The organism is Neobacillus rhizophilus (assembly GCF_018343535.1).
GTDB lineage: Bacteria > Bacillota > Bacilli > Bacillales > Cytobacillaceae > Neobacillus > Neobacillus rhizophilus.
Map to the genome: position 1 here is coordinate 798,056 of NZ_JAGYPF010000004.1, position 15,109 is coordinate 813,164.

A 15,109-nucleotide genomic window follows, 5' to 3' on the forward strand; every position below is an offset into this window, starting at 1 on the left:
TAAACCTATTTTAAGGAGGAATTATTAATGATTGCAATTACTAATGACCTGTTGGATCCTCAAGCTGTAAGTGATCCCTATTCCTATTTTAAACAAATACGTCAAGAAGATCCGGTATATTGGAATGATCGCTGGAAAGGATGGATCATCACTAAATATGATGATGTGTATGCACTTTTACAAGATCCTCGAATTTCCGCGGATCGTATTAGCAAACAAGTAATGGATAAAATGCCGACAGAGGGAAAATATGTTGCTGAAGTAATGAAAAAGTGGATGCCCTTAACCGATCCTCCAAATCACACTCGTATTCGCAAGGTATTACAAAAGGCCTTTTCTCCTCGAGTTATCGGGGCAATGAGAGATACAATACAGAATATAGTAAATCAAGCTATAGATGAAATTGAAAAAAGAGAACGTATAGATATTGTTTCAGACTATGCATTCTCAATTCCGTCAAATGTTCTTTCAGCAATGATGGGGCTGCCATCGGAAGATTTTGACAAAATCAAAACCTGGACACATGATCTTAATACTTTAGTTTTCATTGATTTATCAGTAAAAGATCGACACATGAAAGCTTTTCTTGCTGTTAAAGAGATGTCGGCTTACTTTGAAGAAAAATTCGAAGAAAGAAAAAGAAACCCAGGAACAGATCTTATAAGTTCCCTTATTGAAGCAAATGAAGGAGGGATTTTAAGTCCTGAAGAATTAATTGCTCAGAGTATTCTTTTGTTTCAAGCTGGACATGAAACAACGACAGGAATGATTGCTAATAGTTTACTAGCTCTTTTAAAAAACCCAGATCAAATGAAATTGTTAAAAGAAAACCCGTCATTAATTAACACAGCTGTAGAGGAGTTTGTTCGTTATGATGGGGCTGCCAAATCAGTGGTTCGAGTTGCTACCGAAGACATCGAAATTCGTAATAAAGTCATAAAAAAAGGTGAGCGACTACTAATTGTAAATGCATCTGCTAATAGGGATGAGGAAAAGTTTGAAAATCCAGATCAATTAGATATTACTCGGGATCCAAATCCTCATCTTGGATTTGGTCATGGAGCTCACTATTGTCTTGGTAATCAATTAGCGCGATTAGAAGTAAGAATTGCTGTCAGCACCTTTTTGCAAAGAATTAACCATTTAGAATTAGCACATGATCAATTAAGCTGGGAATCGACAATGGTAGGCCGCCTGTTAAAATCACTTGATGTTTATATAAAAATATAACTAAATTTATATAAAAAACTTTTAATTCTTTCTTGAATGGGGGTAATTCTTCATGAAGGTTACAGTTAATAAAAACGTATGTATAGGTAATGGAATGTGTATCGGAATTGTATCAGAAGCTTTTAAATTTGGTGAAGATGGTAAGTCGCAAGCCTATAACACGGATCCCGAATTAGCAGATTTAATCCGTGAGGCAGAAGAGAATTGTCCTGTTGGCGCAATAATAATCGAGGAAGATGACTAATGGGGGTCTAAATTTTCAGCCTAGGGAGCTATTAGAATAACCATGAACATATGTGAACGAACCGTCCTCCGCTTGCAGAAGGGATGAATATCTGGGAATAAGACTTCGGGGAAGTATTTATATGAGGACCAGTGGAGCAATAGGTTAAGTAGACACACTATTAAACTATATATGTTTATCTGGCACTGGTCCTCGTTTGATTAGATTAATAATACACTCGATACAAACAAATTTTACTGCTTTTATACTTTGAGCGAAGCAAAAGGAATGGAAATAAATATGCTAAATAAATTATATGATCTCGGCAATCGTATTCATCTAATCGACGTATTTGACCTAGGATTATCTAATCGTACAGGTACATATGTAATTATTGAGGATGACATTACACTAGTGGAGACCGGTTCTAGCAAGTCTGTGCCTCATATATTAAATGGATTAAAAGAATTAGACATTGATCCAAGAAATGTGAAAAACATTATAATTACTCATATTCACCTTGACCATTCTGGAGGAGCTGGATTATTATTGCAAGACTGTCCGAACGCTACCATTTTTGTTCATCCTAAAGGTGCTCGTCACTTAATTGATCCTTCTAGACTAAAATTGGGAGCAAAAGCAGTTTATGGCGATGATTTTAACCGTTTTTTTGAACCAATTCTGCCCGTACCAGAAGAGAAAATCATCATTAAAGAAGATGGCGAAACATTGCAGATTGGTAAGAACCGCGCACTGACTTTCTTTGATACTCCGGGTCACAGTGATCACCATTTTTGCATTTTAGATTCAGTTAGTAATGGAATATTTACGGGTGATACACTAGGAATGAACTGCGAGGTAGTTCTTGCAGACCTTGGGATTAAATTAATTTTACCTTTAACTTCTCCGAATCAATTTAAACCAGATGGAACTCTGCATTCTCTTGAAAGAATAAAAAAACTTAATGTAGGTCGCATTTATTTTGGACATTTTGGCGTTGCCTCAGATGTAGAAGAAGTGTTTAAACAAATCAAGTCATGGTTACCGCTTTATGTAGAAATTGGTGAAAAAGCTGTACAACTAAATAAGGACCACACATGGATTGCTGATCAAATGTTTGATCGTATTAAAGGTGAATTAACAAGATTAGGAGTACCTGATTCGCATCAAATATATGATTACTTACAACTGGAATTACCTATTAGTGCAATGGGTATTGCCGATTATTTCAGCAAAAAAATCGATAAAACTCATCTAAGGGTTTAGTAAGACTTCGAAAACAAATTTCTCCTGATTGAGCAGTAGTTCAACAAAAGCGGGATGAACCTTAAGAACGGACATACTTTACGCCTCAATGGTCTTATAAATTAGAAAACTACCATTTTACAAATTGTGGAGAGTATTCTCTCTTATATCAATATTGTTTTTTATTTATACTAGTCACCTGATCACCGGTTCATCTCAATCCCACTCAAGTATTAGCTGCACGTTAACTTGCAACTGCAAATGTAAATGTATTAAAAATTTTAGGGGTAAGACTACATTTTATATTTAGTTATGGTCATCCATCAAGATTTTCAAAGATTAAAGAGACTGATTAAAGTAAGAAAGGTCGTACACGTACAATTAATATACCAATTATCAGTGATGGTAAAAAATTCATAAACAAGCTAAATAATTTATTAATTGGAAGGAAAAGTGTATGAGAATACTTAAATTTTTTCTAATCCCCTTGCAAATCTTGGTGCTTTGTATTTTTTATTGGCTGGTGCAGCAAGTAGTTGTTTGGATCCATATACCAATTCCAGCGAGTGTATTGGGAATGGTTCTTCTAGCAATTTTATTGATAGCAGATATTATTCCACTACATTTTATTGAAGATGGATCTCAATGCTTAATTAAGTTTATGCCCATTATGTTTGTACCTGATGGAGTAGCCTTGTTATATTCCGGAGATATTTTAAAAAATAACGGGGTTATGTTGTTAGTCATGTTTTTGATTTCTACTATATTGGTCATGTCTTTAACAGCTATTACATCCATTTACATGCAGAAGGATAAAAAACAAATAAATAATGACCAAAAAGTGGAAGGGTGACTGTAAAGAATGGGGATACATCCTTACACTATTGGTTATGGTTTGATATTAACCGTAAGTGTTTACTGCATTGCTGTTTGGGTACATGGAAAGATTCCTTCCTTATTGACAAGCCCAATGATATTAAGCATTTTGATGGTAGGCTCTGTATTAATAGGATTTAAATTTCCATATGAAGACTATTATGAGGGTGGAAAACTCATATCTTGGTTTTTAGGTCCAGCTGTCATTTCACTAGCAGTACCTATCAAGAAAAATGTGGCCGTTTTAATAAAATTTAAGAAAGCAATCTTCTTAGGTACTTTCGTTGGTTCCTTAACCGCAATCTTAAGTAACTTTTGGCTGTTTTACGCTGCAGGATTTCCTCCAAGTTTGGTGTACTCGATTGTACCGAAGCACGTTACTACCCCTATAGCGATGGAACTATCTAAGATTATGGGAGGAGACCCCTCCATTACTGTCGGAATAACCTTTTTCACGGGAATATTTGGATTTCTAACTGTCGGATACTTTTTGGATCGTTTCTCGATTAAAGATCCTATTTCAAGAGGTTTAGTTATAGGTGTTTCATATCATGGACTAGGAGCAGTACGTGCCATGGAAGAGGGGGAATTAACCGGTGCAATTGGCAGTATAGCATTTATTATTACCGGAACTATTACAAGCTTCATAACTCCAATTCTATTAATATGGTTTAAAACTATTTTATAATTGCCCAAATACTACTCGAAAGATCGAACTGAAACAACTAGAGAGTGCTTACTACACATCAAGGTATTTTTACGACCAAAACTATCCGAAAACTCTAAATTTATAAAAAACGGCGACTCTAAATTAACAAGCTCATATGTTTATTTTCATTGGAAGTTAAGAGCAAGAAAGAATGCTTGGTGAAGAAGGCATTTTCTTGAAAGGAGGTGATTCTTCATGAAGGTCACTATTGATCAAAACGTATGTTTAGGAAAAGAAATGTGTTTAGAAATCGCACCAGAAGTTTTTAAAATCGGAAAGGAAGGTAAGTCGAGTGTTTACCAATCAGATCCCTAGTTATTAGAGCTAATTTGTAAAGTTGAAGAGAATTGTCCTGCAGGTGCCATATTGGATGAGAAGTTGACTAAATTTAACTTAGTTTTTCATCTTTTGCTAGATTTGTTATCAATGTAATTTTAATTATAAACTTTGGAGGGAAAATTCATGAATGGAGCTGAGCTGCTTGTTGCGGCTCTCTATAAAAAGGGAGTACGACAGGTCTTTTCACTTAATGGTGGACACATTAGTTTGGTATACAAGGCGTTGATTGACTATGGAATCCGTATTGTTGATGTACGGCATGAGGAAGCTGCCGCTCATATGGCGTATGCATGGGCTCGTCTTACGGGACAACCTGCTGTTGTATTAGCAACGGCTGGCCCTGGAGTAACAAATACAACAACCGGTGTTGCTACAGCTTTTCAGGCTGCCACACCTATGGTGGTAATTGGAGCACATGCACCTATTCCTCAAATGGGAATGGGCGCGATGCAGGAAATTGATCAAGCGGGTATTATGAAGCCAATTACAAAATTTGCGGAACTCATTTTTGAAACAAAGAAAATCCCTATGTGGGTTAATAGAGCGTTTCAAACAACGAGTAGTGGAAAGCCAGGACCTGTTTTCTTAGATATACCGACAAGTGTATTTAAAGCCGAGGCAGATCCAAAGTGGTTGGAACAGGTAAGTGACACATTAGTCGTGGACCCACCAGCTCCTGATCTGTCTGCTGTCCAAAAAGTGACATCTATTCTGAGGAATGCAGAGAGACCATTAATTATTGCCGGAGGTGGTACATTCTTTTCTGGTGCTCACGAAGCATTGATCGATTTTGCAGAGCGCCATGGAGTACCTGTTTTGACGACATCTCTGAACAAAGGTGTGTTTCCAGATACACATCCATTGCATGTAGGAGCAGCACGTTCGCTCGCAATGGCAACTGCGGATGTAGTTATTATTCTCGGTGCACGACTTAACTTTATTTTAGGCTATGGTTATGAGCCGCGGTTCTCAAAAGATTCTATATTCGTTCAGGTAGATACGGATCCAACTGAAATCGCCCGAACTCGTCCTATTGATGTACCTGTGATTAGTGACGTTCGAAAATTTCTCTTGGAACTAGATATGGCATTACAAGATCATCCTAATGTATCTAAACAGTTTACTTCATGGGTACAGAAATTGCAAAAGAAGGATCGCGATAACAGGGATCGATTAGATCGACAAGCAGCCGAGTTGACATCTTCGCCGATCCATCCGCTTCGACTTTGTTACGAAGTAAATAAGTATTTGACGAAAGATACAACCTTAGTTGCTGATGGCGGAGATATCCTTTCCTATGGCAGGCTTGCGTTTGGTCGTGACTTGCCAGGACATTACGTAGATCCTGGAGCATTAGGCACAATTGGTATTGGCATTTCTGCAGCTATAGCTGCCAAAATTGCCCGTCCAGAATCACCAGTAATATTGGTAGTTGGAGATGGCTCATTAGGATTTACCTTATCCGAATTAGACACTGCAGTGAGACACCAAATTCCAATCGTAATCGTTGTTAGTAACAATGGAGGCTGGAATATTGAAAGAAAGGCAATGGAATTAGACTTTGGTCCAGAATACACAGTTGGAACTACTTTAAATCGTACGCGCTACGACTTAATTATGGAAGCATTCGGGGGACATGGAGAATGGGTGACAGAGCTGTCGCAGTTACCAGATGCTCTGCAAAGATCTATCGAAGCCGGTGTTCCAGCGCTGGTTAATGTAGAAACGGATGCAAATGTCGTTTCTCCCGACTTGGCAAGGGGGCTTGCCCAAGTTCCAGAGGATCAACCTATTAACTATAAAAGTGTAACTGAATAACCTTATCGAAGGGAATGATATGCGATTGAAATCAGGTAACCAACCACCAAAAACCAGATGGTACCGTATAGGATTGTTCTTGTTCCTAGTATATTTATTTGCTTTTATAGATCGGTCGAATATCGGAATGGCTGCACCAAGCATGACTAGTGAATTGGGTCTTACATCAAAAGAAATGGGCTTATTGTTGTCGGCGTTCTTTTGGGGTTATATTTTAACGCAAATGCCAGGAGGATGGATCGCCCAACGATTTAGTGCAAAGTGGGTTATTATTACTGCGTCGACGTTCTTTGGGATTTTCAGCTGCTTGACTGGATTCATGCAGTCAAATGAGAGTCTAGTAGCTGTTCGGTTTTTGTTGGGATTGGCAGAAGGTGCTATGTGGCCCTCATTCATGGTTTTGACAATTAAATGGTTTCCAGTAAATGAACGTGCACAAATCTCAGGATTATTCCTTTTAGCCATTCCTTTATCCAGTGTTATTTTGTCTCCATTGGCAGGTTGGATGATTGATACATGGGATTGGAAAATGATGTTTTTCCTACAAGCCCTGCCCCCAATACTCTTAGCGGTATTTGCAATCTTCCTATTAGCTGACGACCCCATGGAGGATAAAAGGCTTTCTGAGAAAGAACGAGAGTTCATTCTTAACAATAGGGGTATTCAAATAAATGATGGTCCTACTCAAAAACAACCCTTTATAAAATCCATACTGTCATCCCGTCTGTGGGTCCTCGGTTTAATTTACCTATTTTGGTTGACAGGATTATACGCATATGGGTTGTGGCTGCCTACAGTGGTAAAGTCAATAAACGGCGGCACGCTAACAACCGTAGGAATGTTAAGTGCCATCCCACCACTACTGGGTGCTATTGCGATGTTTTTGAATTCACGACTTTCTGATAGGAATATGACTCGTGGAAAATATGTAATTCGGCCACTTACACTAGGTGGAACAGCGCTTTTAGTGAGTCATTTTATCCATGATCCGGTTTTGAGTTACCTCTTGCTTTGCATAAGTGCGATTGGGATTTATACACCATTTGGGGCGTGGTGGGCTTGGTGTTTGGATAATATCCCCCCAGAACACACGGGTTCGCATAATGGTTTCATAAATTTATTTGGCAATTTTGGTGGGGTCATTGGTCCACCAATTGTAGCCTTAGCTAGTGACGGTTCAAATGTTGGTTCTGGGTTTTATATACTAGGTTTTGGAATGCTTCTTGCTGCCCTATTATCCGTATTATTAAGTTTTTCAACAAATAGAGATAGTAAAAGTTTGGAACAAAGTTATATGAAACCGCCTTCATTGTAGTTAACCTCTTAGTGAATTTTTAATTCTAAATTATCAATAATGGGTGGACCCGAAAACCTTGAAGATATAAGATTTCGGGTCTCTAATAGAGTATAAATGTGAGGGGGGTTCATAATGGAATTCACACTTGGAAAATTACTATCTATTACTGCTGCAAAATACTCTAACAAAACGGCAATAATTTTTGGTGAGACGAGATATACCTATGCTGAAGTAGAAGAAAGAGCTAATCGATTAGCTAATGCCTTGATGAATATGGGACTGAAAAAAGGGGATCGTTGTGCAGTTTTGTTTTACAATCGTGCAGAATGGCTTGAGGTACACCATGGTTTGGCCAAGGCAGGTATTATTGTGGTTCCGGTAAATTTTCGTTTTACTGCCACGGAGGTTAAGTATGTAATTAATAACTCTAGAGCTAAGGCGATTATATACGAAGAATCCTTTTCTGAAATAGTCGAAGAGATTAAAGAAGATACACCTAGTCTTGCACATTATGTAGGTTTAGGTGAAGAGGGTAAAGGCATTAATTATGATGAGTGTTTAAGATCCTCATCATCAGATAATCCCGAGGTGGATGTTAGAGAAAACGATCCTCTTTTAATAGGATATACTTCCGGTACGACGGGATTTCCAAAGGGAGCAGTGATTACTCATCGGAAACTGGTAACAAATCATCTCGTGTTCTCCAAGGAATTTGGGGGAATTAATTGTACAGATAAAATGCTGTTAATAATGCCAATGTTCCATGGGAATTCCACTTGGTTCGTACAAATGGTGGCTTTGAATGGTGGAACAAGTGTCGTCTTTCCTTCTACTGGCTTTAATCCAGAAGAGTTATTACGTATTATTGAAACAGAGAAAATTACTTTTACTTCGTTGGTTCCGACTATGCTTACTATGATATTGAATTTACCTGAAAAAATTAAAAATAAGTATGATGTGTCATCTCTTCGGATGCTTTTGAGTAGTTCAGCTCCAATTATGTCAAAAACTAAAGAAGATACCCTTAAATTTTTTGAAGGGATAGATTTATATGAATTTTACGGTGCTACTGAAGCAGGTATCGTAACCTTATTGCGACCTGTGGATCAGTCGAGAAAAGCTCGTTCAGTCGGTCAAGTCGTAGTGGGTCAGGAAGTGCGTCTTCTGGATGAAAGTGGAAATGAAGTTCCCGTAGGTGAGATTGGAGAGATTTATGTTAAAGGCATCTGCGTAGTATTAGATGAGTATTGGGAGAACCCTGAAGCGACGAGCGAAGCACACCGAGAAGATTGGTTATCAATAGGGGATATGGCCAGAATGGATAAGGAAGGTTATATTTACCTGGGAGACAGAAAAAAAGACCTTATCATCAGCGGAGGGGAAAATGTCTATCCTACAGAAGTGGAGAACGTAATTGCAAGTCATCCAAAAGTGTACGAAGTAGCAGTCATTGGGTTATTTGATGAACTATGGGGCGAAAAAGTGCATGCAGTGGTTGAGTTGAAATCGGGAGAAGTAGTCGAAGAGCAAGAAATTATTGATTATTGTCGTGATAAATTGGCTGGCTATAAAATACCTAAGTCGGTAGACTTTGTCGAAAAGCTGCCAAAAAATCCGACAGGGAAAATTGTTCGCCGTACTATAAAAGAACAGTATTCCGAGAGGACCGTAAACTGTTGAAACCTCCTAGATATTTACGTTGGTACACTAATGTTGTATAAGTTCAGGCTTTTTATCGAGAACATTACGGTACATTATTTTGCTAAGAAGAAGAGTGGCGGTCGCGCCACTCTTTTTGAAGTTTTTCTAATTTTTTATTTTACGGGACCTCTAGTAATTTCAGTAAGCTTAGAATTGATGGCAAAAATTTTTGCGTTGACATTTGTGTAACAGGTGCCGCACAAGGTATCGGTTATGCAATTGCAAAATCATTCATCAATAATGGTGACTTTGTTGCGATTTTGGATTTAAATTTGGAAGCTGCTGAAAACGCTGCAGCTAAATTAGGAAATGCAAAGGGTTATAAGGTCGACGTTGCGAATGAAGAAATGGTAAAAAGTGTGGTCGATCAAATCATGGCTGAGCGCGGAACAATTGGAATCATTAACATTTCTTCCGCTAAATGGCAGACTTCCAGACGCTTATAAATCAGCCTATGTAGCGGCTAAATTTGGTGTCGTTGGATTCACCCAAACAGCAGCTCTTGAAACCGCTCAAGACGGCATCACGGTAAATGCAATTATGCCTGGACCTGTACGAACAGAATTAATTGAAAAACAATTACCTAAATTAGCAGCAGAAAATGGAACCACTGTAGAGGAAGCCCTAAACCATCATATCTTAGGAAAACAATGGATGAAACGCCTGCTAGAACCATCAGATATTGGAGCAACCGCTGTTTTTCTAGCCTCAGCCGGTGACGCAGCCATTACAGGTGAGGGCATTGGTGTAACAGGCGGTATGTGATGCGTGGGGACGGTTCTCGTGCATCAGTGATTGGGAGAATGTGGATGAATTTCACTCCCGGAAATAGACGATTGTTTTGCATGTGCCCCCGCAAAAGGTAAGGGCAAAATCAAAAAAAGACTAAAATCCAACTATCTCAAATTGGTAGTTGCTTTTAGTCTTATTGTTGGATATATAACAAGCAATACAAAAGGTAAGATGGGGCCGCTATGGTAATTTTTTTCTGGTGAGGGTAAGAAGGAAATTATTTCATTAGTAACGAAAATAATAATTTAGCGTTTTTAAAGTTTAGATAGAGAGAAATGGAGTCAGATTATGATTAGTTCAGAGAAAAGAAAGTAGTAGAGCGGTGGTTTTTGAACTTTTTACAAAAGGAGATTTAAGCGTTATATATGAAGTAACCTCAGAAGATTTTATTTATCATGGGTCTAGTGGTGATTCTACTCGTCAGAAGCTAAAGGACTTTATGGGGTGGTACCGCACCTGTTTTCAAGACGATCAATGGGAAATAAACGATTTAATTGAACAAGATAATAAGCTGGTTGTAAGATATACAGGTTTCAGCACATATAAAGGAGGCTGGTTTAATATCCCTTCTACAAATCAAAGGGTTAAGGAAACTGGCATAATGATCTATTATTTTGAGGGAAAAAAGGTTAAAGAGCTTTGGTGCGAGTTGTCAGATGCAAATGTGCTGTATCAATTAGATGCACTTCCAAAGGGAACTCATGAAACTTTCCAAAACTAGAAGCAAAATGGAACATAGCTAAGAAGCTAACGGAATAGGGAGAATTAAGAAAACAATTTGATTACTTATCTATTAAATGGAGGAGAAGTATATGAAAACAATCGGTTTAATAGGCGGAATGAGTTGGGAATCTTCCATAGAATATTACCGAATAATTAATGAGGAAGTTAAGCGCCAATTGGGAGGATTACATTCGGCAAAGTGCATTTTATACAACGTTGATTTTGAAGAAATTGAACGATACCAGGCTAGTGGAGAGTGGGAATCTGCGGGGCTCGCCTTGGCTGAAGCAGCTTTGTCCTTGGAAAAAGCAGGAGCAGATTTCATTGTGATTTGCACCAACACTATGCACAAGGTCATCAACTATATTTACGAAAAAATAACTATACCGATCCTCCATATAGCAGATGCAACCGTAAAACAAATACAGAATATGAACCTAAATAGAATTGGGTTACTTGGCACGAAATATACTATGGTAGAAGACTTCTACAAATCTAGAATTGAGGCAAATGGGATAAATGTATTGATCCCCGATAAAGATGAGATCGAGCGAATCAATAGTGTGATTTATGAGGAATTATGTGTAGGTACGATCAAGCAAACCTCGAAAGAATATTATAAAAAAGTGATCAATAATTTAGTGGACAGGGGAGCCGAAGGGATTTTATTAGGATGTACGGAAATTGGATTACTGGTGAAACGAGAGGATTCTGTAGTTCCACTGTTCGATACAACAGTCATCCATGCTATTGAATCAGTAAATAAAGCGTTAGAATTATGAAAAATCCACAAGGATGGTTCTCGTGCAGCATTTCTTATGGCAAAAGTGATGCACGAGAACCGTCCCCGTGCATCTTCCCGTGCATCTTATTTCTTCATTTATTTTACTGGACCATTAGTAATTTCAGTAAGCTTAGAATTGATGGCAAAGATTTTCGCGTTAACTTTAGTTATTCCAAAGTCGGCTAATCGTTTAGAATGCATATCTAAATACTGTTCAGCTGTTTCTTTTGTTTCGAAAATATAAATTCCACCTGCTTCATTCGTTTCAGGGCTTTCTGTCCAGATTTTCCACACGAAGCCAGGTTCTTCATTAATACTTTTCGCCAAATCAGAAAACGCCTCCGCCATTTCATTTCCGAATGGTCCATTCATGTTGAAATCCACTTGTAATACGTAAGCCATTTTTAATCACCCTTATTTTGTAGTAGTAGTAAAATACAATTCTCCTAGAATTTCCTTTACTTGATAACTATTTGGTGAAAGTTCTTTGCTAATAAAGTTGTTAATCTCCGATTTTTCAAGATCATACATCACTTCAATTTCTTTTGAAAAAAGAAGTTTCTCTTTTTCAAGCAAGTTAGAGAGGGATGGTTGTTGTTTTGGCTGCAATTCTTCCAGATTTAGAACTTGCTTTAACCCAGCAGCATAGTTTTCCAATGAACGGGCACCGACAATTTTTACTCCTTTATTTTCTTCATTGACGATGATAATGGTTGGGAACCCACGAACACCGAGGTTTCGTGCCAACATGAAATCCTCATTTAATAATTGTTGTCCGGTTTGTTGTTCAGCTTCATGTACAATTGCTTTTCCATCAAGTCCCAGCTTGTTGACAATCTCAATCAAAATGGATTCATCTGAAATATTTTGATTAAAGGCGAAAAGGGCTTCTCTTTCACGTCGTAAATATTCAAAGGCCAATGCGTCGTTATGATTTTTTTGAATCACTTTAAAGACACGAGAAGGGGGATAGGATGATTGAACGGGATTGTCAATCATGAGCGATCCATCAATAGGCATGCGGGAATATTCACCAACTTCTCTCCAGTGACCAGCCACGTCCGCAGGTTTAAAGATGCCATTTGCCGGATCGATGGGGCCATCATGCCATTTTTCCAGCAAGCCGCCCATAACCGTATGGAAGTTAAAATGCTGGCCATACTGCTCTACAAAACGGCGAAGAACTGGTTCGAGTGCCCAGCAATGGGAGCAGATCGGGTCTGTCACATAATATACATTAACGGTTTTCTTTGGTTGATTGAAATCAATGATTTCCATATTTTCCTCTTCAACTACACCACATACGCCTGTTTCTAAATCACAAATCATGTTATTATTTTCATTCATTTCGAGATACCTCCTTAGTGTTTGTTAAAAAAGTTGCTTACTTAGAATTGATTTCATATTTGTTGTACAATTGCATTGTAGTACATAATGAAAAACACCAATACCAATAGATAATTGGATTTATCGTATATACAACACATTTGAAAAATTGTCGAAAAAGTAGGAGGTATTTTTGAATGGAACAGGAAAAAACGGACCCCCGAATTCTTCGGACACGTAAATTAATCATGGATTCGTTTATTGAAATCTCAGGTAAAAAGGAATTCAAGGATATTACCATTAAAGATATTACAACAGAGGCAATGGTCAATCGTGCAACCTTTTATTATCATTTCGAGGATAAATATGACTTATTAGAAAAGGTCCTATCGGAAGTCCTATTGATCAATTTGAATTCCGATCAGGTCGATCAAAACGAACTAAATGAAGAAACGATTGTTAGTATCTTCGTAGCCATTACAAATTTTCAAAATTCCTTATCCAAGCGCTGCCACAGAGGCTACGAAGACACCATCGCTCGTATTATAAGGGAACAACTAGAAATCATTTTTTACAAAATGCTATTAAAAAGACAACCGAATGATGAAAATCAAGCACTAAAACAAACAGCCGTCATGCTAAGCTGGGGACTCTACGGAACAGCAGTAGAATGGAGAAGAAATAGGGAAGTACCGCCAGAAGAATACATCAAACCACTCATCCCATTCATCATAAAGTGATGCATGGGGACGGTTCTTTTGCCTCAAAACTCCTGTATGGGAGGTTTGAAGGTTCCTTGATTAATAGCCTGAGCCTATAAACCATTAGGTATGACAAAAAGATTGTGAATAATAATATTTAAAGAAAACCAAGGCGTAGTATTTAACATTATTTACGTTAAATACTACGCCTTGGAATACTGTATATATTGGACAGGTTAGCTGAATAAGAACTTATCTTAATTGCAACTGCATTTTTATGAGTTATTGTTAAACCTGTGTTTTATTTAAGTTTGAGGCTGTCACTCTGGCAGCTTTTTTTCTTATTCAACTATAGGTTCCTCAGCTGTCAGTATTCAAACTACCTCTTTATACTTGAAAAGTTAAATGATGATTGGAAATTTACCTTCACACCTTCATCCGCTCAGGCAGACTCTGTATCGACTGCACTACTAAATCCAGCTTTGATTCAATCCGATAAAGCAGATAAAGTGTCACAACGATGGGGAATCCTACCTCGTTGATGAATGAAATGATTTGATCCACAAACATTCTCCTCCTTTCCAATTTTTAAAAAGAGGCCGGATTCAGAACCGGCCTCTTTCCTAAACACTATCGAATTTGACTAGACTACCTTAAGTTTAGACAATTTCATACTCAACCACATTGCGGTCGATGACTCTCGCGCCTTTCGAAGAAACATATCGTCCGCTAGCAGATGTAAATACATCCGCAGCAATAATTTGTTCCATAGCCTGCTTAACAGCAGCCTCATCAACAGGCTCCTTAGGATTATCAACCGCAATCCGAGCAGTCTTCCCAAACTCCGTACCAAACAACAACTCCAACGTCATTGCCATACTTTTTCACCTCCTTTCTTTGAGGCATGGGAACGGTTCTTTTGCCTCAATTTTTAAATGGTTACATCCATGTTAGATTGGAAGATTCGATGATTTATAGCCTGTTACAGCTTTTAGACCATGAGAACCGTCCCCGTGCATCATTCTTGATTACGCAGTTAATTCAGTGCTGTCACTGCGCTCGGTTTTGTTAAGCGGATCGTTGCATAATGCAGAAATGGCTAGTGCAACCTGGAATAACTGGTCAGCGGTTGATTCCTTTTTGATGTTGCTAAACGTTTTGGTTTTTACGACTGGATTTCCTTTTTCATCAATGTCGACCTGAAATGCCAACCGAAGCTTTGAACCTTCTAATAATGCTTGTGCCATCGTAGTTCACCTCCTTTCACCTTTTATTTAGCTTTTTGGAGGCGAAAAGGACAGGGGGGAGAAAAATTTATTCTATTTTTTTCGAAGTGATGGTCCAT

19 protein-coding genes are annotated in these 15,109 nt (G+C 38.1%); 14 read left to right on the forward strand and 5 right to left on the reverse strand.

Annotated elements, in window-relative coordinates; genetic code table 11:
- Nucleotides 1–27 precede the first annotated feature (27 nt).
- The 13 genes from KHA99_RS22050 to KHA99_RS22110 all read left to right on the forward strand — a co-directional run bounded on the left by KHA99_RS22050 (nucleotide 28) and on the right by KHA99_RS22110 (nucleotide 11,735).
- On the forward strand, nucleotides 28–1,230 hold the full coding sequence (locus KHA99_RS22050; RefSeq protein ID WP_213119611.1) for a cytochrome P450: 1,203 nt from the start codon (nucleotides 28–30) through the stop codon (nucleotides 1,228–1,230).
- A gap of 52 nt (nucleotides 1,231–1,282) precedes the next feature.
- On the forward strand, nucleotides 1,283–1,474 hold the full coding sequence (locus KHA99_RS22055; protein ID WP_213119612.1) for a ferredoxin: 192 nt from the start codon (nucleotides 1,283–1,285) through the stop codon (nucleotides 1,472–1,474).
- Nucleotides 1,475–1,741: 267 nt separating this feature from the next.
- Nucleotides 1,742–2,719: an MBL fold metallo-hydrolase gene (locus KHA99_RS22060; RefSeq protein ID WP_249366816.1), complete on the forward strand. Its 978-nt coding sequence runs from the start codon at nucleotides 1,742–1,744 to the stop codon at nucleotides 2,717–2,719.
- Between the two features lie 436 nt (nucleotides 2,720–3,155).
- Nucleotides 3,156–3,551 carry a CidA/LrgA family protein gene (locus KHA99_RS22065; protein ID WP_213119613.1) on the forward strand — a complete coding sequence of 132 codons (396 nt, stop codon included), beginning with the start codon at nucleotides 3,156–3,158 and terminating at the stop codon, nucleotides 3,549–3,551.
- Nucleotides 3,552–3,560: 9 nt separating this feature from the next.
- Complete coding sequence (locus KHA99_RS22070; protein WP_213119614.1) at nucleotides 3,561–4,262, forward strand: LrgB family protein; 702 nt, start codon at nucleotides 3,561–3,563, stop codon at nucleotides 4,260–4,262.
- Nucleotides 4,263–4,478: 216 nt separating this feature from the next.
- Nucleotides 4,479–4,598, forward strand: a complete 120-nt coding sequence (locus tag KHA99_RS22075; RefSeq protein WP_213119615.1) for a ferredoxin — start codon at nucleotides 4,479–4,481, stop codon at nucleotides 4,596–4,598.
- 147 nt (nucleotides 4,599–4,745) lie between these two features.
- The gene (locus KHA99_RS22080; protein WP_213119616.1) at nucleotides 4,746–6,440 is read left to right on the forward strand and encodes a thiamine pyrophosphate-binding protein; all 1,695 of its coding nucleotides are present in this window, start codon (nucleotides 4,746–4,748) and stop codon (nucleotides 6,438–6,440) included.
- Between the two features lie 19 nt (nucleotides 6,441–6,459).
- Nucleotides 6,460–7,755 carry an MFS transporter gene (locus KHA99_RS22085; RefSeq protein ID WP_213119617.1) on the forward strand — a complete coding sequence of 432 codons (1,296 nt, stop codon included), beginning with the start codon at nucleotides 6,460–6,462 and terminating at the stop codon, nucleotides 7,753–7,755.
- Nucleotides 7,756–7,869: 114 nt separating this feature from the next.
- Nucleotides 7,870–9,417: a long-chain-fatty-acid--CoA ligase gene (locus KHA99_RS22090; RefSeq protein WP_213119618.1), complete on the forward strand. Its 1,548-nt coding sequence runs from the start codon at nucleotides 7,870–7,872 to the stop codon at nucleotides 9,415–9,417.
- 254 nt (nucleotides 9,418–9,671) lie between these two features.
- The gene (locus tag KHA99_RS22095) at nucleotides 9,672–9,884 is read left to right on the forward strand and encodes a hypothetical protein (RefSeq protein WP_284037937.1); all 213 of its coding nucleotides are present in this window, start codon (nucleotides 9,672–9,674) and stop codon (nucleotides 9,882–9,884) included.
- The gene (locus KHA99_RS22100) at nucleotides 9,832–10,203 is read left to right on the forward strand and encodes an SDR family oxidoreductase (RefSeq protein WP_307852131.1); all 372 of its coding nucleotides are present in this window, start codon (nucleotides 9,832–9,834) and stop codon (nucleotides 10,201–10,203) included. The genes KHA99_RS22095 and KHA99_RS22100 overlap by 53 nt, the downstream gene beginning before the upstream one ends.
- A 349-nt stretch (nucleotides 10,204–10,552) precedes the next feature.
- Complete coding sequence (locus tag KHA99_RS22105; protein ID WP_213119620.1) at nucleotides 10,553–10,951, forward strand: ester cyclase; 399 nt, start codon at nucleotides 10,553–10,555, stop codon at nucleotides 10,949–10,951.
- A 91-nt stretch (nucleotides 10,952–11,042) separates the two neighbouring features.
- On the forward strand, nucleotides 11,043–11,735 hold the full coding sequence (locus tag KHA99_RS22110; protein WP_213119621.1) for an aspartate/glutamate racemase family protein: 693 nt from the start codon (nucleotides 11,043–11,045) through the stop codon (nucleotides 11,733–11,735).
- A gap of 98 nt (nucleotides 11,736–11,833) precedes the next feature.
- On the opposite strand, the gene KHA99_RS22115 is transcribed toward KHA99_RS22110, so the two are convergent.
- Nucleotides 11,834–12,139, reverse strand: a complete 306-nt coding sequence (locus KHA99_RS22115; RefSeq protein ID WP_213119622.1) for a monooxygenase — start codon at nucleotides 12,137–12,139, stop codon at nucleotides 11,834–11,836.
- 12 nt (nucleotides 12,140–12,151) lie between these two features.
- Entirely contained in the window at nucleotides 12,152–13,084 is a 933-nt protein-coding gene (locus KHA99_RS22120; protein ID WP_213119623.1) for a DsbA family protein, read from the reverse strand.
- 176 nt (nucleotides 13,085–13,260) lie between these two features.
- Here KHA99_RS22120 and KHA99_RS22125 point away from each other — a divergent pair, with 176 nt between their 5' ends.
- Nucleotides 13,261–13,803 (forward strand): TetR/AcrR family transcriptional regulator, encoded by a 543-nt coding sequence (locus KHA99_RS22125; RefSeq protein WP_213119624.1) that lies wholly within the window; start codon nucleotides 13,261–13,263, stop codon nucleotides 13,801–13,803.
- Nucleotides 13,804–14,190: 387 nt separating this feature from the next.
- Here the strand turns inward: KHA99_RS22125 and KHA99_RS22130 are convergent, their stop codons facing one another.
- From KHA99_RS22130 to KHA99_RS22140, 3 genes are all read right to left on the reverse strand, one after another.
- Nucleotides 14,191–14,334 (reverse strand): YvrJ family protein, encoded by a 144-nt coding sequence (locus tag KHA99_RS22130; RefSeq protein WP_249366818.1) that lies wholly within the window; start codon nucleotides 14,332–14,334, stop codon nucleotides 14,191–14,193.
- A gap of 89 nt (nucleotides 14,335–14,423) precedes the next feature.
- Entirely contained in the window at nucleotides 14,424–14,642 is a 219-nt protein-coding gene (locus KHA99_RS22135; RefSeq protein ID WP_213119626.1) for a DUF2922 domain-containing protein, read from the reverse strand.
- 150 nt (nucleotides 14,643–14,792) lie between these two features.
- The gene (locus tag KHA99_RS22140; RefSeq protein WP_213119627.1) at nucleotides 14,793–15,011 is read right to left on the reverse strand and encodes a DUF1659 domain-containing protein; all 219 of its coding nucleotides are present in this window, start codon (nucleotides 15,009–15,011) and stop codon (nucleotides 14,793–14,795) included.
- Nucleotides 15,012–15,109 lie beyond the last annotated feature (98 nt).

Excerpts from the sequence above, each read along its gene's own strand:
- KHA99_RS22060 (WP_249366816.1), top strand. The coding sequence starts at position 1,742 with ATGGAAATAAATATGCTAAATAAATTATATGATCTCGGCAATCGTATT.
- KHA99_RS22055 (WP_213119612.1), top strand. The coding sequence starts at position 1,283 with ATGAAGGTTACAGTTAATAAAAACGTATGTATAGGTAATGGAATGTGT.
- KHA99_RS22130 (WP_249366818.1), bottom strand. The coding sequence starts at position 14,334 with ATGTTTGTGGATCAAATCATTTCATTCATCAACGAGGTAGGATTCCCC.
- KHA99_RS22140 (WP_213119627.1), bottom strand. The coding sequence starts at position 15,011 with ATGGCACAAGCATTATTAGAAGGTTCAAAGCTTCGGTTGGCATTTCAG.
- KHA99_RS22125 (WP_213119624.1), top strand. The coding sequence starts at position 13,261 with ATGGAACAGGAAAAAACGGACCCCCGAATTCTTCGGACACGTAAATTA.
- KHA99_RS22065 (WP_213119613.1), top strand. The coding sequence starts at position 3,156 with ATGAGAATACTTAAATTTTTTCTAATCCCCTTGCAAATCTTGGTGCTT.
- KHA99_RS22110 (WP_213119621.1), top strand. The coding sequence starts at position 11,043 with ATGAAAACAATCGGTTTAATAGGCGGAATGAGTTGGGAATCTTCCATA.
- KHA99_RS22080 (WP_213119616.1), top strand. The coding sequence starts at position 4,746 with ATGAATGGAGCTGAGCTGCTTGTTGCGGCTCTCTATAAAAAGGGAGTA.
- KHA99_RS22090 (WP_213119618.1), top strand. The coding sequence starts at position 7,870 with ATGGAATTCACACTTGGAAAATTACTATCTATTACTGCTGCAAAATAC.
- KHA99_RS22115 (WP_213119622.1), bottom strand. The coding sequence starts at position 12,139 with ATGGCTTACGTATTACAAGTGGATTTCAACATGAATGGACCATTCGGA.
- KHA99_RS22070 (WP_213119614.1), top strand. The coding sequence starts at position 3,561 with ATGGGGATACATCCTTACACTATTGGTTATGGTTTGATATTAACCGTA.
- KHA99_RS22135 (WP_213119626.1), bottom strand. The coding sequence starts at position 14,642 with ATGGCAATGACGTTGGAGTTGTTGTTTGGTACGGAGTTTGGGAAGACT.
- KHA99_RS22050 (WP_213119611.1), top strand. The coding sequence starts at position 28 with ATGATTGCAATTACTAATGACCTGTTGGATCCTCAAGCTGTAAGTGAT.
- KHA99_RS22085 (WP_213119617.1), top strand. The coding sequence starts at position 6,460 with ATGCGATTGAAATCAGGTAACCAACCACCAAAAACCAGATGGTACCGT.
- KHA99_RS22120 (WP_213119623.1), bottom strand. The coding sequence starts at position 13,084 with ATGAATGAAAATAATAACATGATTTGTGATTTAGAAACAGGCGTATGT.
- KHA99_RS22075 (WP_213119615.1), top strand. The coding sequence starts at position 4,479 with ATGAAGGTCACTATTGATCAAAACGTATGTTTAGGAAAAGAAATGTGT.